Consider the following 22,396-nt stretch of genomic DNA (forward strand, 5'->3'; position numbering starts at 1 on the left):
CTGTGAGATGCCTCGTCACCGGAGCCACCGGTTACATCGGCGGGCGGCTGACTCCGCTGCTGCTCGCCGATGGTCACACCGTTCGCTGCCTGGCCCGCAAGGCGGTGCGACTGCGCGACGTGCCCTGGGCGTCGGCGGCCGAGATCGTCGAGGGGGACCTGAGCCGGCCGGAGACGCTGCCCGCCGCGTTCGCCGACGTGGACGTCGCGTACTTCCTGGTGCACTCGCTGGGCCGGCCCGACTTCGAGGCGGCCGACCGGACGGCGGCGACCAACTTCGCGGCGGCGGCCCGCGCCGCCGGGGTCCGTCGGATCGTCTATTTGGGCGGGCCGGAGCCGGCGTCCGACGAGGAGGTCCCGTCCGCGCACCTGCGGTCCCGAGCCGAGGTGGGACGGATCCTGCTGGGCAGCGGGGTGCCGACGGCGGTGCTCCGCGCGGCGGTGATCATCGGCTCCGGCTCGGCGTCGTTCGAGATGCTGCGCTATCTGACCGAGCGCCTGCCCGCCATGGTCACACCCCGCTGGGTCGGCAACCGGATCCAACCGATCGCGGTCCGCGACGTGCTTCGCTACCTGGCCGGCTGCGGCGAACTGCCGGCGGACGTCAACCGGGGCTTCGACATCGGCGGGCCAGACGTGCTCACCTTCCGCGACATGATGCAGCGCTACGCCCGGGTGGCGGGGCTGCGCCGACGGATCATCGTGCCGGTCCGCCCGCTCACCCCGTCGCTCTCCTCGCACTGGGTCGGTCTGGTCACCCCGGTGCCCAACGCCATCGCCCGCCCGCTGGTGGAGAGCCTGATCCACGAGGCCGTGGCCCACGAACACGACATCGCCCGGTACGTCCCCGACCCACCCGGCGGGCTGACCGGCTTCGACGACGCGGTGGCGCTGGCGCTCGCCAAGGTGCGCGACGCCCAGGTGGAGACCCGCTGGTCGACCGCGAGCGGCCCGGACAGCCCCGCGGAACCGCTGCCCAGCGACCCGGCCTGGTCCGGCGGTACCGCCTACACCGACGTTCGGGAGCGGGACGTGGACGCGTCACCCGCAGCGCTCTGGCGGGTCGTCGAGGGTGTCGGCGGCGAACACGGCTGGTACTCGTTCCCCCTCGCCTGGTCGGTCCGCGGCTGGCTGGACCGGCTGGTCGGTGGGGTCGGGCTGCGTCGGGGCCGACGCGACCCGCACCGCCTACAGGTCGGTGAGGCACTGGACTTCTGGCGGGTCGAGGAAATCATCCCGGGCGAGTTGCTGCGCCTGCGTGCCGAGATGCGGCTACCCGGCCGAGCCTGGCTGGAGATGCGGGTATTGCCGGGCAACGGCGGCCGCAGCCGCTACCAGCAACGCGCGGTCTTCCTGCCACGAGGGCTGAGCGGGCACGCCTACTGGGGGTCGGTGGCGCCCTTCCACGCGGTGGTCTTCGGCGGAATGGCCCGCAACATCGCCCGCAACGCAGAACAAACCCGCTGACCCACGCCCCGGCTCAGTTGCCGGTGCGGGCTCCGGTTTGCTGGAAGGCGGTTCGTTCGCTGGGCGGGACGAAGTCGCGTACCGGTTGGTCGCGCAGGGCGACGGCGAGCACCTCCCCGACCGCGTCCACCATCCGGGCCTGCACCGCCTGGCCGACCGCGTCCCGTGGATCGTCGGGGTTCGCCGCCATCGAGGCGACCGCGAGCTGCGGCGTGAACGCCACCACAGTCTCCGTCTCGTACCGTTCCGAACTGCCGGTCTTGCCCGCCACCGGACGGCCGAGCTTCGCCCGCAGCCCGGGTGCGGTGGCACCGTCACACCGCCCGTACATCGACTGGTCGCCGACCGGGCAGCGGGCGGCGTCGGTGGCTGCCCGCGCCACGTCGGCGTCGAGCACCTGTCGGCAGTCCGGCTTGGCGGCGTCGACCGGCCGGCCGCCCGCGTCGGTGATCGAGACCACCGGCAGTGGCGCGCACCAGGTCCCCTCGGCCGCCACCGTGGCGTACGCGGTGGCCAGGTCGAGCGGCGTGGTCGCGGCCACGCCCAGGGTGAACGGACCCCAGTTCTTCGCGCCGTAGCGGGCCAGCCGGGCGTCGGATTCGGCCCGCAGCACGATGCCGAGCCGCTCGGCGATCTCCACCACCCGGTCGGCGCCGACCTTCTCCGTGAGCCAGGCGAAGTACGTGTTCACCGACCGGCCGAACGCGCTCCACATGGTGCGGGGGCCATCCATCGACGACGGGCTGGCGTTCGCCGGACACCAGCGACCATCGCAGCTCGCCTCCCCGGTCACCGGGAAGCGGGTGAGCAACCGGGTGGGGGCCACGAAGTCGGTCGACAGCGGCAGGCCGGCCTCCAGCGCGGCCAGCATGGTGAAGAGCTTGAACGTCGAACCGCCCTGGTACCCCTCGATCGCACCGCCGCCGGCGATCAACTGGTTGACCGTGTTCGGGCGGTTCTTCTGCCCGACCGGGTTGTCCTGCACGCTGTAGTTGCGATTGACCGACATCGCCAGCACCCGCCCGGTGCCCGGTTGCACCACCGCGGTCGGCACCGCCTCGGCTTTCGTCGGCTGATAGATCTTCAGGACCTGCTCGGTGGTGGCCCGCTGCACCCCGGGGTCCAGCGACGACACGATGGAGAACCCGCCCCGGCGCAGCGTGCGCTGCCGCTCGTCGGCGGACGCACCGAACGCGGCCTGGTTGCTCCACCAACGGGTGAACCAGTCGCAGAAGAAGCCCCAGTCGTTGTGCGTTTCGGGCACCGCCGTGCAGTCGTTCGGGGTCTCGCTGGGCAGTAGCTGCAATGGTTCGGCCCGCGCAGCCGCCGCCGCGTCCGCCGGCACCTGCCCCGACTCCACCAGGCGCTCCAACACGTACGACCGCCGCAGCAGCGCGCTGTCGGCGTCGCCGTTGATCGGGTCGTCGCTGTCCGGTGACCGGACCAGGCCGGCCAGCAGCGCCGCCTGGGCCAGGGTCAGCTCGGCCGGTGCCCGGGAGAAGTAGCGCTTGCTGGCCGCCGCGATGCCGTACGCCCCGGCGCCGAAGTAGGCGATGTTGAGGTAGCGGGTGAGGATCTCCTCCTTGTCGAGCTCACGCTCCAACGCGAGCGCGTACCGCATCTCCTGGAGTTTGCGGGCGGTGCTGATCTCGGTGGCGGCCACGCGCTGCGCCTCGGTCAGCCGGGGGTCGCTGCTCAGCACGTTGCGGACGTACTGCATGGTCAGCGTGGAGGCGCCCTGCCGGGTCTGGCCGTCGCGCTTGTTGACGGTGAACGCGCGCACCACGCCCCGCAGGTCCACCCCACTGTGCTGGTAGAACCGGACGTCCTCGGCGGCCACGATCGCCTGGCGCATCACCGGGGCCACCTCGTGCAGCGGCACGTCCACCCGGTCCTCCTGGTAGAAGGAGGTGATCAGGGTGGTGCCGTCGTTGGCGTAGAGGTTGGAGCGCTGGGCGGTCGGCGGCGTGCGGAGTGTGTTCGGCAGCTCCGAGTACGGCGTGGACAGGGCGCTGAAGCCGATCCCGAAGACCAGGGCCACCGGCAGGGCGGCTGCGGCCAGCATCAGCCCGGCCAGCACTCCGGCGATCACCACGGTCAGCAGTTTGTCGAGATGGGCCCGCTTCATCAGCTCTCCCCGCAGGAGCCGGTCACGCTAGGACCCGTTCAGAATGACCCGGAACGCCCCTTTCGCCCCGGGTTTTCCCCAAACCCGGAGGAAACTCGCACCGCGCTCAGGGCAGCAGCGCGCCGGCCAGCGGGTGGACCGTCTCCTCGATCTCGTCAGCGACCCGGCCGAAGCACTGGTCACCGCGACCCCACGGGTCGTCCAGATCGTCGGTGGGCAGCGCCGAGGCGCCCAACCGGGCATCGTGAGCCGCCGCCACCAGAGCCACGCCCCGGGCGTACACGGCCTCCGGGGTGGCGTCGCCCGGCGGCAACGCGGCGGCGTCCACCGCGGCCAGCAGCCGGCCGAACTCACCCAGCACGAACGTGCGCGCCGCCGCGTCCGGCCGCAGGGCCACCACGTACTCCTGCTGATCGGCGGTGGCGGTCAGGACCAGGTCGGCGGCGTCGATGTGGTCCGAGCGCAGCTTGCGCGCGGCGAACCCCTCGACGTCCCCACCACGGCCGACAACCTGCCGCGCAGCCGGCGGGTTCATCTCCTCACCCGCGTGCCAACCACCCGTGCCGGCACTGTGGCTGTGCACCAACTCGTCGGCTCCGGCCGGGTCCTGCGCACGCCGCGTCAACCGCTCCCGCACCGCGAGGGCCAGCAACCGCTCCGCCATCGGCGAGCGGCAGATGTTGCCCATGCAGACGTGCAGGACCGTGAACGGGGGCACTCAGACTCCCCGACCGTCGACGAGATCCGGCACGACGTCACGCAGTTTCTCCAACGGGATCGCCCCGGCCCGCAGCAGCTGCGGCACCTCACCGGTCAGATCCACGATCGTGCTGGGCACCGGGTCCGGACAGGGCCCCGCCTCCAGGTAGGCCCGCACCGAGTAGCTGAGCTGGTCACGCGCCTCCTCGGCGGTCACCGCGGCAGGCTGGCCGGTCTTGTTGGCCGACGAGACCGCCATCGGGCCGGTCTCGCGCAGCACCTCCAGCGCCACCGGGTGCAGCGGCATCCGCACCGCCACCGTCCCCGTCTTGTCGCCCAGGTCCCACTGCAGGCTCGGCGAGTGCTCGACCACGATCGTCAGCGCACCCGGCCAGAACGCCTCCACCAGGTCCCGTGCGGCCGTGGGCAACGAGAAGACGAGGCCATCCAGCGTGTGTCGCGAACCGATCAACACCGGCGGCGGCATCTGCCGGCCCCGGCCCTTCGCATCCAGCAGCGCCTTGACCGCGTACGGGGTGAACGCGTCCGCGCCAATCCCATACACGGTGTCCGTCGGGAGGACGACCAGCTCGCCGTTCTTGACCGCCTCGATCGCCGCAGCGATGCCGCGGTCCCGATCGGCGGGCGACCGGCAGTCGTAGAGCATCACGAGGAGTCAGTCTGCCACGCCACCCCGATCGGGGCGTGCTGGCCGTCCGCCCGTCGGGACGCGGTGGCATAGCGGGGGCGTCCGGTGAGGTCCAGATGCTCCGTGACGGCGACGAACCCACCGTCCTCGGCGAGCAGCCCGGGCACCGCCGCACCGTGGGTGTCGTCGTGCTCGACCCCGAAGACGCCACCCGGGCGCAGCAGCACCGCCGCCCGGGTGACGACCGGCCGGATCACCGCCAGGCCGTCCGCGCCGCCGAAGACCGCCTCCGCCGGGTCGTGCCCCGCCACCTCCGGGGGGACCACCACATCGTCCGGCACGTACGGCGGGTTGCAGAGCAGCACGTCCACCGACCCCACCAGCTCCGCCAGCAGGTCCGGCGCGGTCACGTCGGCCTCGACCACCTCGATGGGCCGGTCCCCCGCCCCGGCCCGCTCCGCCGCGTTGCGCCGCAACCAGGCCAGCGCCTCCGGGGACCGCTCCACCGCGATCACCCGCGCTCCCGGCAGCTCCTGAGCCACCGCGAGCGCGATCGCGCCGGAGCCGCTGCAGAGGTCGACCACCACCGGGTCGGGTCGGCCCCGGGCCTGCTCGACGCCCCAGCCGGCCAGCAGTTCGGTCTCCGGCCGGGGCACGAAGACACCCGGGCCGACCGACAGCTCGAGGTACCGGAACCCGGCCCGACCGGTCAGATGCTGCAACGGCTCACGCGCGGCACGACGGCGGGTCAGGCCGTCGAGCCGCGCCAACTGCTCGTCGGTGAGGTCGTCGGCGAGCGCCAGCCGGCCCCGCGGCACCTCCAGCACGTACGCGGCCAACAACTCGGCCTCCACGCGGGCCGAACCGACCCCGGCGGCGGCGAGCACACGGGCCGCTCGGGCCACCGCGGCGGACGGGCGAGTGGGGCCTGTCCCTTCGGGGGGGTGTTGCGGCAGAGTGGTCACGCGATAATCATGATGCGTCGCGGGCTACGCGACTAACGGGTGCGCCGCGGCGCACACGACAGGAGGTTGGCGGGTGGGCTGGCTCGACCGGGTCGGTGACCAGGTTGATGCCCTGACGCACGCCCGTGCGTTGCAGGAGGCCAGTCGGTCAGCGGAGTCGTACGTCCTGCTGGAGCGTGTGATCCGCACCACCACCGACCCGGCGGCCCGAGCCGACGCGCTGGTGCAACGCCTCTCCGCGCTGATCAATCTCGGTCGGACCGCGGAGTTCACCCGGGCCATCGAGGAAGCGTCGGCGGCGGTCCGCGACCTCGCCGAGCCCTACCTGCACGGGCACCTCAACGCACTCGCCGCGCTCGCCGCCCACCACCAGGGCGCACTGGACCGCTGTGTCATGCATCTCGTCCGAGCCGCCCGGGCGCTGGGCGCCGTCGCCGATCCGGACCGGGACACCGCCTGGGGCTGGCACGACCTGGCCATGGCCTACAGCTACCTCAGCTTCCACGGGTACGCGCTGGGCGCCATCGAGCGTGCCCGGCAGCTCGGGCTCACCGCCGGCATCCCGGAGGAGACGTTCGCCGCGCCGGGCATCCGACTGCGCAACGCCGTGGCGCTGGACCACAACGGCGACAGCGACGGCTGCCTGCGGGTGCTCCGGGACGTGGCTGCCGACCTGGCCCGCTTCAAACGCACCGGGCGGGCCAGTCAGCTGCGCCCGAGCAGCCTCGCCGCGTACGGCTACGCGGCGGCCCGACAGGCCGCGCTCGGCGACCAGGTGGAAACCGACGGGGACACCGAACCGGGCCGCCTGATCAGCCACGGTGGGGACAGCGCCCGGGCCCGCGACCTGCGTCAGCTCGGGCAGGTGTGTCTCGCCGTCGCCGCCGGGCGGCCGATCGAGGCGGTCACCCGGTTGGACACCATCCACGTGTCCACCGAGACGCTCGGGGCGGCCGAGCCGGCCCGGCTGCGCAGCATCGCGCTGGCCCGTGCCGGTGACCACCCGGCCGCGCACCGGGCCGACCGGCTGGCGTTCCGGCTCGCGGCCCAGCGCAACGACCGGCTGCGTGACGTCTACATCGACGGCATCGCCGCCCGGATCGACCATGAGGAGATGCGCCGGGAGGCGGCGCGGTTCGAGGGTGAGGCGTTGACCGACCCGCTCACCGGGCTGCCCAACCGGCGTCGGCTGGAGCGCTACATCACCGCCGTGGTCACCCGAGGCGAGCGGGTGGTGATCGGCGTCTGCGACCTGGACGGCTTCAAGGCGGTCAACACCCGGCACGGGCACCACTCCGGCGACCTGGTGCTCCAGCGCATCGCCGGGGTGATCAACCGGGTGATGCGCCGGGGTGACTTCGTGGCCCGCTACGGCGGTGACGAGTTCGTGGTGGTGCTGCCGGACACCGGCATGTCCGAGGCCGCCGAGGTGGCCCGCCGGATCGAGGCCGCCGTCCGACTGGAGGACTGGGAGTCGCTGGTGCCGGGGACCCCGGTCGGGGTGAGCATCGGCTTCGCGGAGGTCTCCGGTGGCAGCGGACTGCGCGACGCGCTCAGCGTCGCCTTCGAACAGGCCGACCGGGAGATGCTCCGCGCCAAGTCCCGCCCCCGCGCGAGCTGATCGCCCCCGCGGCGTCGCGTCCGGCTGAAGGGCCGCGTCCCGGCGTCAGCGGCGGGTGAGCTCGGTGTCGCCAGCGAGCCGGGCGGCGCGGTCGGCCTCGGCGAGGGCGTCCAGCACCCCGTCCAGCTCACCGGCGAGCGCCAGGTCCAGGTTGTACGCGGTGTAACCGATCCGGTGGTCGGTGATCCGGTTCTGCGGGAAGTTGTAGGTGCGGATCCGTTCCGAGCGGTCCACCGTGCGCACCTGCGCCTTCCGGGCGTCCGAGGCGGCCGCGTCGGCCTGCTCCTGGGCGGCGGCGAGCAGCCGGGCCCGCAGGATCCGCATCGCCTGCTCCCGGTTCTGCAACTGGGACTTCTCGTTCTGGCAGGAGACGACGATGCCGGTTGGCAGGTGGGTGATCCGCACCGCCGAGTCGGTGGTGTTCACCGACTGGCCACCCGGGCCGGACGAGCGGAACACGTCGATGCGCAGGTCGTTCTGGTCGATGGTGACGTCGACGTCCTCGGCCTCGGGCAGCACCAGCACCCCCGCGGCGCTGGTGTGGATCCGGCCCTGCGACTCGGTGACCGGGACGCGCTGCACCCGGTGCACGCCGCCCTCCCACTTGAGTCGGGACCAGACGCCGTTGCCGCCTTCCGGCACACCCTTGGTCTTGATCGACAGCGAGACGTCCTTGACCCCGCCGAGGTCCGAATCCTGTGCGTCGATCACCTCGGTGACCCAGCCGTGCCGCTCGGCGTACCGGCTGTACATCCGCAGCAGGTCGCCCGCGAAGAGCGCGGACTCCTCGCCACCCTCGCCGGCCTTGATCTCGACGATCACGTCCTTCGCGTCGTGCGGGTCGCGCGGAATGAGCAGCTCCGCGAGGCGCTCCTCCAGCACCGGCACGGACACGGCGATGGACTCCGCCTCGCTCGCGAACGACGGGTCCTCGGCCGCCAGCTCCCGAGCCGCGGCCAGGTCGGCGCGGGCCTGCTCCAGCTCGTCGGCTGCCTTGTGCAGCGGCACCAGCTCGGCGTAGCGACGACCGACCCTGCGCGCGGTGGCCTGGTCGGCGTGGATGGCCGGATCGGCCAGCCGCTTCTCCAGCTCCGCGTACTCGTCGAGGAGCCCGGCCAGACGCTCGCTGCTCATGCTGCGGATGCTCCTTCGACGGTGCGGCACCGGCCGACCTCAGAACAGGCCGCCGGACGAAAACAGGGCGAAACGCGGACGGCGCCCGCGTCCGGTAAAAACCGGACGCGGGCGCCGAACAAGGAGTTACTTGGCCTTCTTGGCCTGAACCTTGGCGTACTTCTGCTGGAACTTCGCGACCCGGCCGGCGGTGTCGAGAACGCGCTGCTTACCGGTGTAGAACGGGTGGCAGGCGCTGCAGGTCTCGGCGTGGATCGCCCCGCCCTTGGCGGTGCTGCGGGTCGTGAACGTGTTGCCACAGGAGCAGCTGACCTCGGTGGTCACGTACTCCGGGTGGATGTTTGCCTTCATCTCGCCTCGGTCCTCTCGTTGGTGGTCGCCGGGTCGCCGTCATCGCTCGTCGCGCCGTACGCGACGGGCTCGGGCGTGAACCGGAACCGGTGGCCGATTGACCAGTGTGCCATGGGCCTGAGCCGACCCGGTAATCGGGCCGCACACCTCGTCCGGCATCGTCAACACGTGTCTCCCCGTCCGCATTCCCGCCGCCCAGCGGGGCATTCGCCCTTCCGCCGGCCCGTCACCGGGTGGCCCACCGGTGAGTGGCCCACCGGTGGTACGCCCGTCGAGCGAGAGGTGCGCCGATGACCCGCCTGATCGCCACCCGAGGACTGCCCGCCTCGGGTAAGACGACCTTCGCCCGCACCCTCCAGCCGTCCGTCGCCCGGGTCAACCGGGACGACCTGCGCCGGATGCTGCACGGCGAGCGGCTCTTCACCCAGTGGGCCGAGGCGCAGGTGACCGCCGTGCAACGGGCCCAGGTCGAGGCGTTGCTGAAGGCGAGGGCGGACGTCTGCGTGGACGACACCAACCTGCGCGCGCGGACACTGCGGGACTGGGCCGACCTGGCCGTCCGCCACGGCGCGGAGTTCGTGGTGCACGACTTCACCGATGTACCGCTGGCCGAGTGCCTGCGTCGCGACGCCGCTCGCCCGGCCGTCGACCAGGTCGGCGCGGACGCGATCCGCCGGCTGCACGAGCGGTACCTGGAGGGGCGGACACTGCCGTTGCCCGTGCCGCAGGCCCGCACCGGACGCCCCGCCGTCGTGCACCCGGCGTCGAGCGAGCCACCGGAGATCGTCCTGGTGGACATCGACGGCACCGTCGCGCTGGCCGTCTCCCGCAGCCCGTACGACATGACCCGGGTGGGCACGGACCAGCCGAACGCGCCGGTGATCGCGGCGGTCCGGGCGATGCACGCGGCCGGTTACGGGGTGGTCTTCTGCTCCGGGCGGGACGCCTCCGCCCGCACGGCCACCGAGGTGTGGTTGGCCCAGCACGTCGCGGTCCCCTACCTGGGCCTGCATCTACGCGCTGTCGGCGACACTCGTAAGGACTCGGTCGTCAAGCGGGAGATCTACGACCGGGAGATCCGGGACCGTTACCGGGTGGCCGGCGTCTTCGACGACCGCGTCCAGGTGGTCCAGATGTGGCGAGCCCTCGGCCTCACCGTCTTCCAGGTGGCCGACGGCGACTTCTGAGCCGTCAGGAAAGGGGCCCCGGTGGCCCGAGGCCCCTTCCTGACACTCAGCGGGTGAGGGTGATGGTGGCCTCGGCGCGGATGTTGTTGACGGTGACGGTGAGGCGTACGGGGGCACCGGGGCGTAGCGCGGTCAGCGTGCCGGTGGCCGGGTCGAAGCGGGCGGTATGCCACGGGCGCACCCCGGCTGCCGAGCCGATGTGCACGCCCGGCGAGGCGGACCAGTCGGCGCTCACCGGTGCGGCCACCGGGACCGTACGCCCGCCGGGCTGGGTCAGCGTGGCGGTCACCGACGCCGGGGTGCCGACCGCGACGCTGGCCGGCGCGGTCAGCGCGAGCCGGTCGGTGTGCGCGTGGAACTCCGCGTTCACCCAGTGTGGCCCCTCGGCGAGCGGGTCACGCCGAGCCCGATCGGCCTCCGCCGGCGTGACCGGGTCCACCCCGAACTCCGTCCAGCCGGTGAAGCCGCCCTGGTCGGCCGGGGTGGACGGCGTCTTGCCGGAGTTGCCGTTGATCACGTATGGCACCCCGTCCACCCGATCGGCGTTGAAGGTCCCGACGTGCCCGCCCACGAACAGCGCGCCCTTGCCGGTGCGGTGCTGGAAGTCGGCCAGCCACTGCTCCAGCAGCGCCGCCTCCTTGCGGTCACCGAGCTGGCTGGCCTGCGCCGGGCTGGGGTCGCGCGCCGGGTGGTGGTGCAGGACGACGACCGAGCCGACGCGGGGGTCGGTGGCCGCGGCATCCAGCGTCTCGCGCAGCATCCGCACCTGGTCGAAGCCGCCGCCGCGTAGCGTCCCGGTGGACGAGTTCAGGGTGACGAACCGGGTGCCCTCGTGGTCGAAGACCCGGGACGTGGCGCCGAAGGCGGTCGCGAAGTTGCTGATCGGGGCACCCATGATCTCGTGGTTGCCGGGGACGTAGTACCAGGGCAGCGCGTCGCCCAGCTCCTCGTCGAGGATCCGCCGGGCCAGCGCGAAGTCGGCCGGGTAGGCGGTGTCCACGAAGTCGCCGTTGATCAGGAGGAAGTCCGGGCGGGCCGCCTTCACCTCGCGCAGCGTCCGCCGGGCCTGGGCGACCAGGTCGCTGTCCGGGTCGGCGGCGACGAACTGGGCGTCGGAGAGCACCGCGAACCGCCAGGGCGTGCCGTCGACCGTGCCGTCGCGGACCACCACCCGATCGGTACGCGGGGCCACCGCCGGCACGTCCACCGTCGGCGGCACCATCGCCACCAGGTCATCGATGATCACCTCGCTGCTGTACTGCGCGGTGGCGTTCGTCTCGGCCACGTAGAACCGGCGCACCCGCACCGGGTACTGCACCCCGGCGGGCACCGCGAACTCCACGTACCGCCAGCCGGTCCAGGTGATCAGCGGGCCGCGCAGCACGTGCTGGGTGTCCTGGGCGTCGTGCAGGTGCAGGCTGGGCCACTCGCCGGTGCCGTTGCCGTGGATCCACATGCCGAACGCCTGCGGCTGGCCGGGCACCTCGATCCAGGCAGGCGGGTCGGCGTACGCGGCCCGCGTACCGGTGGACTGGCTGAAGTCGTACGACATTCGCAGGCCGGTGCCGGTGTGCCCCGGCGCCGACGCGACCGACCCGCTGGCCCGGGCCTGGCTGAACCGCCAGGACTGGGCGTCCTCGAAGCCGGCCACCGGCACGTCGGTCAGTCCGACGGTGACCGGGATGACGGTGCTGGTGCGTCCGACGCGGACCGACACCAGGCCGGAGCCGGTGTCGCGCAACGCGGTGACGGCGAGGTTGCCGTCCCCGGTCGGGGTGATCCGCAGCAGGTTCCGGTCGTAGTCGAGGGTCAGGTCGGCCGGTTCGATCGGCGCGGTGTTGCCTTCGGCGTCGTACCCGACCACGCCGACCAGGGCGTTGCCGTCCAGGCCGGTCAGCCCGACCCGCGGCACGGTGGGACCGATCCGGTCCAGCGGACCGAGCACGGTGAGATTCAGCGAGCCGGTGGCCCGGCCACGTGACGCGGTGACCGTGCTGGCCCCCGAAGTGCCGGCGTGGAACACCCCGTCGCGGTCGACGCGGCCACGTACCGCCGGGGTCGCCCGCCACGTGGGAACCCCGGAGGCCGGGCCGAACGTCTCGTCGTAGCCGGCGGCGGTGAGGGCGCGGGTCAGCCCGGGGAAGACGCGGTCGGGCCGGCCACCGCGGATCGGTGCGACACCGGGAGCGGCGGTGGGGTCGCTGGTCGTCTCGAGCCAGTAGCCGGTGAGCCGACCGCTGCCCTTCGGCGCGTAGATGGCCAGGCCGTTGGGCACGGCCCGTTCGCTGCCGTCGGAGGGGCCGTTCTCCACCTGCACGGCCGGCGCGCCCGGTTCCCGGGCCAGCAGCGTGGACGAGCCACCACCGTCCAGGTTGAGCGCGTGGTGGGCACCCAACTCGGCCATCATCCGACCCATCTCGGTCTGTGTCACGCCGCGGCTGTCGACCTGACGGCCGTCCACGGTCAGCATGATCATTTTGCGACCGTCGGCGCTGAAGCCGACCGCGGTGCGCGGAGCCAGCGTCGGGTCGGCGATGCTCTGGACGACACCGTCGCGGACCAGCACGTTGCCGCCCCCGACCGCCGCGCGCAGGGCGCTGCCGTCGGAAGGCTTCGGCCGCCAGGCCACCGTCACCGGATCACCGGCGTGCAGCCCCGCCAACGCGTCCGCGCCGGCGTCCCGGCCGAGCAGTACGGTGCTGCCGGCGACGATCGGACCGCTGCCGGCCACGTCCGTCACCGCGGCCACCCGACCGCCGGTCACGGTGACCTCGACCACCCGGGCCGCGCCCTCCACCGCCCGCTGCCGGGAGTACGACCCCCAGAGCTCGGTGAACGCGCCGATGCCGTCGACCTGCACCAGGTTGTTGAACTGGGTCAGCGCCACCGGCCCGGTGGGCAGGGTGGCGCTGCCGTCGAAGTTCACCTCGATCACCCGACCGAGACCGTTCGCGGTGACCGCCACCGCGTTGGAGTGACCGGCGACAGCGGACTGGATCAGCTCGCCGTCGCGGATGCCGACGCCCTGGGCGGCACCGGAGCTGTTGATGTCGAAGAAGTCGCCGTTGACTGCGGCGACCGCCCGCGAGGCGTCCACCGCGTCGCGCAGCGGCTCCGCCCGGCTCACCGCCCCCGAGTTGACGTAGTCGACGGTCGACCCACCGGCGAGGTCGGTGGTGAGCGCGTCGGCCCGCAACCAGCCATCGGCGTCGTACCGGTCGAAGGAGGTGAGCTGCACGCCCGGCGCGACCGGCCGCGTGGCCTTCGTGGTCTCCAGGCCGCCGGCCGGCTCCAGACCGCCGGCGGCGGCCGGGGCGGTCGCGGCGGCCGGGTCGGCAGCCAGACTGACCGAGCCGGCAGGCCGCGACGACGCAGCCGGCGCATCCTCGGCGACGGTGGGCGAGCCCGTGGACGGCGGGGCCACGGAGGACGGACCGCCGGTGAGCGGGGCCGGAGGCGCGGCGGTGGCCGGCAGTGGCGCGGCCAGGGCGAGCAGCGGTGTCAGCAGCAGGACGCCGGTGCGACGGACGGATCGTCTGCGGGTACGCATGGACGACAGTCAAGCCGATAGTGAATAGAACTTTCAAGACCGACCGACCAAACTGAAGAAAAACTCCACTTTCACCGGTGCTTGTCGCCGGTGCCTGTCGGCCTTGTCGCCGGTGCTTGAGGGGAGACATGACGGAGGGGCACGGCCACAGCGGCCGTGCCCCTCCGTCGTCGATCACCAGGGGTCGGTTACTCCCCCGGCGTCGACTTCGCGATCTGCATCAGGAACTCGATGTTGGTGCGGGACTGCTTGAGCCGGTCCAGCAGGAGATCCATTGCCGCCTGCGAGTCCAGCGAGTGCAGCACCTTCCGGAGCTTGTGGATGATGGCCAGCTCTTCGGGTGCGAGCAGGACCTCTTCCTTACGAGTACCGGACGGGTTGATGTCGATGGCCGGGAAGGTCCGCTTGTCGGCGATCTTCCGGTCCAGCTTCAGCTCCGCGTTACCGGTGCCCTTGAACTCCTCGAAGATGACCGTGTCCGCCATGGACCCGGTCTCCACCAGCGCGGTGGCGATGATGGTCAACGACCCGCCGTTCTCGATGTTGCGGGCCGCGCCGAGGAAGCGCTTCGGCGGGTAGAGCGCCGTGGAGTCGATACCACCCGACATGATCCGGCCACTGGCCGGTGCCGCCAGGTTGTACGACCGACCGAGCCGGGTCACCGAGTCGAGCAGCACGACCACGTCGTGTCCAAGCTCGACCAGACGCTTGGCCCGCTCGATGGCCAGCTCGGCCACCGTGGTGTGGTCCTGCGGCGGACGGTCGAACGTGGCCGCGATGACCTCGCCCTTGATCGACCGCTGCATGTCGGTGACCTCTTCGGGCCGCTCGTCCACCAGCACCACCATGAGGTGGCACTCCGGGTTGTTGCGGGTGATCGCGTTCGCGATCGCCTGCAGCACCATCGTCTTACCCGCCTTCGGCGGCGACTGGATGAGTGCCCGCTGGCCCTTGCCGATCGGCATGACCAGGTCGATGACCCGGGTGGTCAGGATGTGCGGCTCGGTCTCCAGCCGCAGGCGCTCCTGCGGGTAGAGCGGAGTGAGCTTGTAGAACTCCGGCCGGCGCCGCGCCTCCTCCGGCTCCATCCCGTTGATCGTGTCCAGCCGCATCAGCGGGTTGTACTTGTCGCGCCGCTGGTCGCCGCTGTTGCCACCCTCGCGGGCCGCCCGCACCGCACCGGTGATCGCGTCACCGCGCCGCAGGCCGTACTTCTTGATCTGGGACATCGAGACGTACACGTCGTTCGGGCCGGCCAGGTAACCGGTCGTCCGCACGAAGGCGTAGTTGTCGAGCACGTCGATGATGCCGGCCACCGGGACGAGAACGTCGTCCTCGCTGACCTGCGGCTCCCGCCCACCGGTTTCGGCACCGGTCTCGGTGCGCTCGCCGCGCCCGCGGCGACGGTCCCGGAAGCGGCTGCGCCGGCCGCGCCGGCCGCCGCCCTCGCCGTCATCGTCGTCGTTGTCCCGCTCCACACGCTCGGCACGCTGACCACGGTCGTTGCGGTCGTTGCGGTCGTTGCGCTCGGCCCGCTCGGTCCGCTCGCCTCGGTCGGCGCGCTCCGTGCGGTCGCCACGGTCGGCCCGCTCGCCACGGTCGGCCCGCTCGCCACGGTCGTTGCGCTCGGCACGCTCGCCCCGCTCGGCACGCTCGCCCCGGTCGTTGCGCTCGGCACGCTCGGGACGCTCGCCCCGCTCGGCACGGTCGCCCCGCTCGGCACGGTCGCCCCGCTCGGCACGGTCGCCCCGGTCGTTGCGCTCGGCACGCTCGGCGCGCTCCGGACGCTCGGCCCGGTCGCGGCGGTTCTCGCCACGGTCGGGACGCTCGCCGGCTTCGACCTCGTCGGTACGCGTCTCAGCGGCACGCGCCGTCTCAGCGGCACGCGGCGTCTCAGCGCCACGTGCTGTCTCGGCGGCACGCGGCGTCTCAGCGGCACGCGCCGTCTCAGCGGCACGCGGCGCCTCAGCGGCACGCGTCTCCGCCGCTGCGGTCCGGCTCCGCCGGGTGCGACCACGGCTCTCGGTCTCGGCGGCCGGCTCGGCCGGGGCCTGCTCGGCGCTGCGCCCTTCGGCTGCGGGCCGGTCGGCGGTCTCCCGCACCTCGGCACGCACCCCCTCACGGGTCGAGGCGGCCGCGGCCGCGACCTCGGCCCGCGGTCGAGGGGTCCCGGCGGCGTTGCCGCCCTGCCGCTCGGAGATCGCGGCGATCAGCTCGCCCTTGCGCATGCGAGCCGTGCCGGAGATGCCGAGCGACGCAGCCAGGCTCTGCAGCTCTGGCAGCAGCATCGCCGACAGACCGGTGCCGCTACGCCGCCGACGGGCGGGAGCGGCGGCGGTGGCATCGCCAGCGACGTTGGAAACATCCGACGTCACGTCGGTGGTGTCGCTCAATGGATTCCTTCCCTCGATAAAGGCCGGGACTGCCCGGAGTCGGAACTCAGGTGGCCGGGCGGCCTCGGTGCACCCGCCTCGCAAGGACGCGTCGCGGGAGTCTGTGACACAGCAGCCGGTCGGTATCCCGACTCACCAACGTCGGTGAGCAGGTCTCGCCGTCTGCGGCGACCTGTGGAATCTGCGGTGCGGCGTGGGCCTTTGGCAGGGGTGTGACGGGCTAACCGCCGAGAGCTTCGGGGGTGCGCCGCCCCGCAGGAGATCGCGTGCTTCGCGGCTGTGCTAGGTCTAGAGCGTAATCAACTCTTCCGACCTGCGGCAACAGGGTCCCGCTCGGCGTGTCCAAGTCTACCCCGAGCAACCCGCGCACCGCTGACGTCTATCGGTAACTGCCAGATCTGCCAGTCTGTTCCCACTGGAAAGCCCGCCGGAGGCTCGTCGAACGCCAGCACGGTCGGGCCCGCCCCACTGACCACAGCTGCCACACCCGCCAATCGCAACCCGCTGACCAGGGAAGACGTGCCCGGCATCCCGGCTGCCCGGTAATCCTGGTGGAGCCGGTCGGCGGTGGCCGGCAGCAGCAGCGTCGGGTCGGCCGTGAGCGCGTGCACCAGCAGTGCCGCCCTCCCTGCGGTGAACGCAGCGTCGCCGTGCGGCACGGTCGCCGGCAACGCGGCCCGTGCCGTCGCGGTAAAACCGCGCTCCGCCGGGACGAAAACTGTGGGCCGCACCCCCTCGGCGACCGGTAGGGACACCGCCTGAGCCCCGGTCGACTCGGACCAGGCCAACGTGAAACCGCCGAGCAGGCACGGCGCGACGTTGTCGGGGTGGCCCTCGATCTCGGCGGCCAGCCGGAGCGCGTCCGAGTCGTCCAACCGCTGCTCCCCGTCGGTGACCAGCGCGCGGGCCAGCAGCACCCCGGCGACGATCGCGGCGGACGAGGAGCCCAGCCCCCGCGCCTGAGGGATCCGGTTGACGCACTCCACGCTCAGCCCCGCGGGGTGGGCCCCGAGCACGTCGAACGCGGCCCGCATGGCCCGCACCACCAGGTGCCGGTCGTCGTCGGGCAACTCGCCGGCCCCCTGCCCGGTCACCGTGACCCGGACCCCGCCCGACGAGACCTCGGCGGCCACATCGTCGTAGAGCCCGAGGGCGAGACCCAGCGCGTCGAAGCCCGGACCCAGATTGGCGCTGGTCGCGGGGACCCGGACACGGACCGGCCCGGCGGTGAAATTCGTCGGCACGCGCCCATGCTAGGGCTCGGCACCGACGATCCGGTCCGGTGCCCGCAGCCTGGGATCGCCAGATTCAGGCGGCCGGGTCCGGAACCGGCTCCGCGACCGGGTCGGTGAGCGAGAGCCTGCGGGTGGCGATCCGCCAGCCGACCGCGTACACGAGGGTGATCAACCCGCAGCCGGCGAGCACCACCCGTTCGTCCACCGCGTCCACCACCAGGGCCACCGCCAACTGGCTCACCGAGATCGCCAGCGTCGCGAGCATCATGTCGGTGGCGAAGACACGCCCCCGCAGCCGGTCCGGGACCTCGCCCTGCAGGGCGAAGTTCGACATCACCCAGTTACTGCCCCCGGCGAAGTGCGCCACGAAGACCAGCAGCAGCACCAACGGAAACCACCGTACGACCGATGCGCCCAGGTAGGACAGGCCGTACAGCGACATCGACAGCGCGAGCCCGGGCAACAGCCACGCCCGGTTGGTGAGCACCCGACGCATCAGGATCGGCCCCACCAACGCCCCGGCGCCGCGCACCGCGAAGAGCAGGCCGGCACCGAGCGGGCCGACGCCGTACACGCCGGCCAACAGCGGGAACACGGTCAGCACGCCGTTGCCCAGGCCGACCGCCGACTTCACCGTGACCAGCGCGAGCACCCGGGGACGGTGACCGATGTAGCCGAGCGCCTCGCTCACGGCGGCCCAGGTCCGCTGGGGCGGTTGGTCGGTGTCCCGCGGTGCCTGCAACGGCCGGCGGATCCGCGTGGCGAGGCCCGCGGCCAACGCCAGGCCCACCGCCGCCACCCAGAAGCAGGCGTACGGGCCGGCAGCGGTGCTGAGTACACCGCCGAGCGAGGCGCCCACCACGGTCATGGTGCCCCAGGCCGAGCCGGCCACGGCGTTACCGGCGGCCAGTTCGTGGGGTTCTAGCACGTTGGGCAGCGCGGCCTGGGCGGCGGGCGAGTAGAACGCCTTGGCCACCGCGACCACTCCGATCGCGACCAGCGCCAGCCACGCCGTTCCGGCATCCCTTACGCCGAGCAGCAACAACACGCCGGCCAGTGCGGCCACGTTCGCGACGACCATGATCTTCCGACGGTCGAAGCGGTCGGCGATCGTGCCGGTGTACGGCAGCAGCAGCGCCACGATGCCGGTGTCCACCGCCAACACCAACGCGCCCCAGACCCCGCTGCCGGTCAGGTGCGGCAGCAGCACCAACAGCGGCACCATGACGAACCAGTCGGCGCCGAAGACCACCAGTTCGGCGAGGAAGAGATTGCGAAAACTCCGATTGCCGGTAAGGACCGAGAGGGTGGACGCCACGGACCGGGACCCTACCCGGTCGGTGTCGGGGTCACGCCTGCTCCCAGCAGCGCGGAGACGGTGACGAATGTGAAGCCACGGGCTGGGATGCCCATCGCGGTCCACTGTGGTGCGGGACCGTCGTCGAAGGTGAGCGCCAGCAGCCGTTGCCCGGTCGGCACCGACCAGACGACCGCCAGTGCCCCGGGTGTGCGGCTCCGCTGCTGGTTGGCGAGTGGAAGCCGGAACGCCCCCGGCGGAAGATGCCAGGGGCGTTCCGGGTGTCAGTCCGACCTACTCGGTCGGCTCCGACGGGGGCAGTGGCGAGGTACGGCTACGGGGCAACCGCAGCACCTCGAACTGGTCCGTGCCCTCCACCAGTGCGCCCGACGGGGCGGGTCGGTCGGCCGGCTGTGCGCTCCCGGCGGTCGCCGGGGCAGCTGCAGCGCTCGGTACTGCGACCTGGTTCGGCCGCGTCACCTCGTCGGTCTTCGCTGGCTCGCCGGAGCGTCGCCGGCTGCGCCGGTCCCGCAGCGATCCCTTGGTGTGCTCCACCATCGTGTACAGCGTCGGCACCAGGATCAGCGTGAGCAGCGTCGAGCTCAGCAGACCACCGATCACCACGACCGCCAGCGGCTGCGAGATGAAACCGCCCTCACCGGTCAACCCGAGCGCCATCGGCAGCAGCGCGAAGATGGTCGCCACCGCGGTCATCAGGATGGGGCGCAACCTGCGCCGTCCGCCCTCGACCACCGCCTGCTGGACGTCCATGCCCTGCGCCCGGTACTGGTTGATCAGGTCGAGCAACACGATCGCGTTCGTCACCACGATGCCGACCAGCATCAGCACACCGATCAACGCCGGTACGCCGAGCGGTGTGCCGGTGACCAGCAGCAGGCCGATCGCACCGGTCGAGGCGAACGGAATGGAGATCAGCAGGATCAGCGCCTGGGTCAGGCTGCGGAACGTGGCCACCATGATCAGGAAGACGATCGCGATCGCCACCAACACCGCCAGGCCCAGGTCACCGAAGGCATCCGCCTGATCCGCGCTGACGCCACCGATCGTGAAGCTCGCACCCGGCACATTGAGGGCGTCCAGCCGCTTCTGCAGCTCCTTGCTGGTCGCGCCCAGGTTCGAGCCGGTCGCCGCACCGGTCACCGACACGCTGCGCTCACCGTCGATGCGGGTGACCTGCTGCGGCCCCTCGCCCTGGGTGACGTCCGCGATGTCGTCCAGCTTGACCGGACCCACCGGTAGCGCCCGCAGCTCGTCCACCGTCATCGGTGGCTTCGAGCCCAACCGCAGCACCACGTGCTGCTGCTGACCGTCGAGCGCGACCTGACCCAGCGGTGCTCCCCGGAACGCCTGCGACACGAGCTGCCCCACGGCGGCCTCGGTGAGCCCGGCCCGGCCGGCGGCGACCCGGTCGACCGTCACGTCGACCCTCGGCACCCGGTCGGCCAGGCTGGTGGAGACGTCCTCGACGTCCGGGACACCAGCCATCGCGGCGCGGGCTTCCTCGGCGGCCCGGGTCAGCACCTCCGGCTCACTGGCCTGGACGATCACCTCGAGCTGGCTGGTCGACGCCTCCTGCCCACCACCGAAGCTGATCTCACCCACGCCGGCGCCGAGCTTGTCGAACTCCTTGCGCAGCACCTCACGCATCTGCTTCGCGTCGGTGTCACCATCGAGCGCCAGCGACCAGCTGGCGACGTTGTTGCCGCCGCCGCCCGCCCACGGGCCATCCCCACTACCCGCGGTCACCTGGTACGTCTCGACGCCCTTGGTGCCCGCCAGCACCGACTCGACCTGCTTGGCCGCGGCGTCGGTGGCCGCCAGGCCACTGCCGGCCGGCAGCTCCTGCCTCATGTTGAGGGTGTCCTGGCCGGAGTCGTCCAGGAAGTTGGTCTCCAACTTCTGGGACAGGCCGAAGGTGCCGAAGAGCACCAGCAGGCCGAGCCCCACGGTGATCCACCGGGTCGACCGCTTACGGGTGGCGAACCCGATCACCGGCAGGTAGGCCCGCTGCAACGGGCTGCGCAGCTCCTTCTCCTCCGCACCGCGCCGCACCGCCTCGTCGTCCGCGGTGCCGCCGCGCGGCTTGAGGAACCAGTACGCCAGCACCGGGATCACGGTCAGCGACACCAGCAGCGAGGCGAGCAGGGCCACCGTCACGGTGATCGCGAACGGCGCGAAGAGCTGACCCACGAACCCGCCGACCAGCGCGATCGGCGCGAACACCGCCACGGTGGTGAGGGTCGACGCGGTCACCGCACCGGCCACCTCGCGGACGGCGGTGACGATGGCGTGCCGCTTCTCCTCGCCGTACTCGAGATGTCGTTTGATGTTCTCCAACACCACGATCGAGTCGTCGACCACCCGGCCGACCGCGATGGTCAACGCGCCGAGGGTCAGCAGGTTGAGCGAGTAGTCGCCGATCCACAGGGCGATCAGCGCCACGAGCACCGAGAGTGGGATGGAGACCGCGGTCACCACCGTCGAGCGCACCGACAGCAGGAAGACCAGGATGACGATGACCGCCATCACCAGGCCCAGCAGGCCCTCGGTGGTCAACGACGCGATCGACTTCTCGACGAACGGAGCCTGGTCGAAGACCACGGTCAGCTCCGCGCCGGAGGCGTCCTTCAGGTCGGCGAGCCGGTCGCGGATCTCGTGCGAGATCTGCACGGCATTGCCGTCCGGCGCGGCGGTGACTGCGATGCCGAGGCTGTCCTTGCCGTTGGTCCGGGTGATCGCGGTGGCCGGAGCGCTCTGTTGCTCGACCGTCGCCACGTCACCGAGGCGGACGGGTGCCGCGCCCGGGGCGACCACGATGCCGCGCAGGTCCTCCAGGGTGGCGATCGGCGTACCGACCTGCACCGGGAGGGCCAGCGCGCCGTCGGTCACCGCGCCGGCCGGAACCGCCACGCCGTTCGTCTTCAGCGCCGCGCCGATCGCCGTCGGCTGGAGCTGCGCCGCAGCCAGCTTCGCCGGGTCCGGGGTGACCACCACGACGTCGTCGCGGGTGCCGGTCACCTCGACCGTGCGCACCCCCTCGATGCCCTCCAGCTCCGGCACCACCGTCGCGCGCAGCTTCTCAGCGACCGCCCGCTCGTCCGCCGTGCCGGCCGCGGCCAGCACCACCGCCGGCAGGTCGTCCGTGCTTCCCGCGATGACCTGGGGGTCGACGTTCTCCGGTAGCTGAGCGTTGATCCGGCTCAGCGCGGTCTGCATCTTGTTGACCACGTCGTCCAGGTCGGTACCGAACTCGTACGTCACCTGGACGGTGGTCGAACCCTCGCGGGTCGTGGAGGTGACCTTGTCCAAGCCCGGGATGCCCTGCAGGGCGTTCTCGATCGGCTCGGTCACCTGGGACTCGACGATCTCGGGGCCGGCACCGGGGTAGGCGGCCACGATGAACGCGGCCGGGAACTCGAGCGACGGCAGCAGTTGCTGCTTCAGCGACGGCACGGCGAACGCTCCGAACACCGTGGTCACCACCGCGATGAGGGCAATCAGCCCTCGGTTGGCGAGGCTGAATCTGGCGAGCAGCGACATCGGCCTGGTTCACTCCTGAACGAGAATGCGGGCGGGGATACCCGAAAGTGTGCCGGACTCGATCACCGGAACCCCCGCCGCCCCCACGCCGTCCCGCCGACCGCGTGCCCGCCGACCGGTCACCACCGGTCACCGCCGATGTCGGGCGTCGTGCCGCCCG

General features: G+C 72.2%; 15 protein-coding genes. 3 read left to right on the top strand and 12 right to left on the bottom strand.

Annotation, left to right across the window (positions count from 1 at the left end; genetic code table 11):
- Positions 1-2: 2 nt before the first annotated feature.
- Positions 3-1,466 (top strand): SDR family oxidoreductase, encoded by a 1,464-nt coding sequence (locus JOD64_RS08875; RefSeq protein ID WP_204941800.1) that lies wholly within the window; start codon positions 3-5, stop codon positions 1,464-1,466.
- 13 nt (positions 1,467-1,479) lie between these two features.
- Here the strand turns inward: JOD64_RS08875 and JOD64_RS08880 are convergent, their stop codons facing one another.
- The 4 genes from JOD64_RS08880 to prmC all read right to left on the bottom strand — a co-directional run bounded on the left by JOD64_RS08880 (position 1,480) and on the right by prmC (position 5,907).
- Positions 1,480-3,594 carry a transglycosylase domain-containing protein gene (locus tag JOD64_RS08880; RefSeq protein WP_204941801.1) on the bottom strand — a complete coding sequence of 705 codons (2,115 nt, stop codon included), beginning with the start codon at positions 3,592-3,594 and terminating at the stop codon, positions 1,480-1,482.
- Between the two features lie 106 nt (positions 3,595-3,700).
- Complete coding sequence (locus JOD64_RS08885; protein WP_204941802.1) at positions 3,701-4,312, bottom strand: arsenate reductase/protein-tyrosine-phosphatase family protein; 612 nt, start codon at positions 4,310-4,312, stop codon at positions 3,701-3,703.
- Positions 4,313-4,960, bottom strand: a complete 648-nt coding sequence (locus JOD64_RS08890) for an L-threonylcarbamoyladenylate synthase (protein ID WP_204945979.1) — start codon at positions 4,958-4,960, stop codon at positions 4,313-4,315. It lies immediately after the preceding gene.
- The gene (gene prmC, locus JOD64_RS08895) at positions 4,960-5,907 is read right to left on the bottom strand and encodes a peptide chain release factor N(5)-glutamine methyltransferase (RefSeq protein ID WP_204941803.1); all 948 of its coding nucleotides are present in this window, start codon (positions 5,905-5,907) and stop codon (positions 4,960-4,962) included. Before prmC ends, JOD64_RS08890 begins: the two co-directional genes overlap by 1 nt.
- A gap of 73 nt (positions 5,908-5,980) precedes the next feature.
- Here prmC and JOD64_RS08900 point away from each other — a divergent pair, with 73 nt between their 5' ends.
- Positions 5,981-7,528, top strand: coding sequence for a GGDEF domain-containing protein (locus tag JOD64_RS08900; protein WP_204941804.1), 1,548 nt, complete (start codon positions 5,981-5,983; stop codon positions 7,526-7,528).
- Positions 7,529-7,573: 45 nt separating this feature from the next.
- On the opposite strand, the gene prfA is transcribed toward JOD64_RS08900, so the two are convergent.
- Both prfA and rpmE read right to left on the bottom strand, forming a co-directional pair.
- Entirely contained in the window at positions 7,574-8,662 is a 1,089-nt protein-coding gene (prfA, locus tag JOD64_RS08905) for a peptide chain release factor 1 (protein ID WP_204941805.1), read from the bottom strand.
- A 126-nt stretch (positions 8,663-8,788) separates the two neighbouring features.
- Entirely contained in the window at positions 8,789-9,013 is a 225-nt protein-coding gene (rpmE, locus tag JOD64_RS08910) for a 50S ribosomal protein L31 (protein WP_030333150.1), read from the bottom strand.
- 290 nt (positions 9,014-9,303) lie between these two features.
- Between rpmE and JOD64_RS08915 the strand changes: the two genes are divergently transcribed.
- A complete protein-coding gene (locus tag JOD64_RS08915) occupies positions 9,304-10,200 on the top strand; it encodes a phosphatase domain-containing protein (RefSeq protein WP_204941806.1) in 897 nt (298 codons plus the stop codon).
- A gap of 46 nt (positions 10,201-10,246) precedes the next feature.
- On the opposite strand, the gene JOD64_RS08920 is transcribed toward JOD64_RS08915, so the two are convergent.
- From JOD64_RS08920 to JOD64_RS08945, 6 genes are all read right to left on the bottom strand, one after another.
- Positions 10,247-13,750, bottom strand: a complete 3,504-nt coding sequence (locus tag JOD64_RS08920) for a phosphodiester glycosidase family protein (RefSeq protein WP_204941807.1) — start codon at positions 13,748-13,750, stop codon at positions 10,247-10,249.
- 188 nt (positions 13,751-13,938) lie between these two features.
- Positions 13,939-16,143 (bottom strand): transcription termination factor Rho, encoded by a 2,205-nt coding sequence (rho, locus tag JOD64_RS08925; protein WP_204941808.1) that lies wholly within the window; start codon positions 16,141-16,143, stop codon positions 13,939-13,941.
- 299 nt (positions 16,144-16,442) lie between these two features.
- Entirely contained in the window at positions 16,443-17,387 is a 945-nt protein-coding gene (thrB, locus tag JOD64_RS08930; protein WP_204941809.1) for a homoserine kinase, read from the bottom strand.
- A 64-nt stretch (positions 17,388-17,451) separates the two neighbouring features.
- Entirely contained in the window at positions 17,452-18,696 is a 1,245-nt protein-coding gene (locus JOD64_RS08935) for an MFS transporter (protein ID WP_204941810.1), read from the bottom strand.
- Positions 18,697-18,707: 11 nt separating this feature from the next.
- A complete protein-coding gene (locus JOD64_RS08940; RefSeq protein WP_204941811.1) occupies positions 18,708-18,857 on the bottom strand; it encodes a hypothetical protein in 150 nt (49 codons plus the stop codon).
- Between the two features lie 112 nt (positions 18,858-18,969).
- Positions 18,970-22,236, bottom strand: a complete 3,267-nt coding sequence (locus JOD64_RS08945) for an efflux RND transporter permease subunit (RefSeq protein WP_204941812.1) — start codon at positions 22,234-22,236, stop codon at positions 18,970-18,972.
- Between the last annotated feature and the right edge of the window lie 160 nt (positions 22,237-22,396).

Source organism: Micromonospora luteifusca, assembly GCF_016907275.1.
GTDB lineage: Bacteria > Actinomycetota > Actinomycetes > Mycobacteriales > Micromonosporaceae > Micromonospora > Micromonospora luteifusca.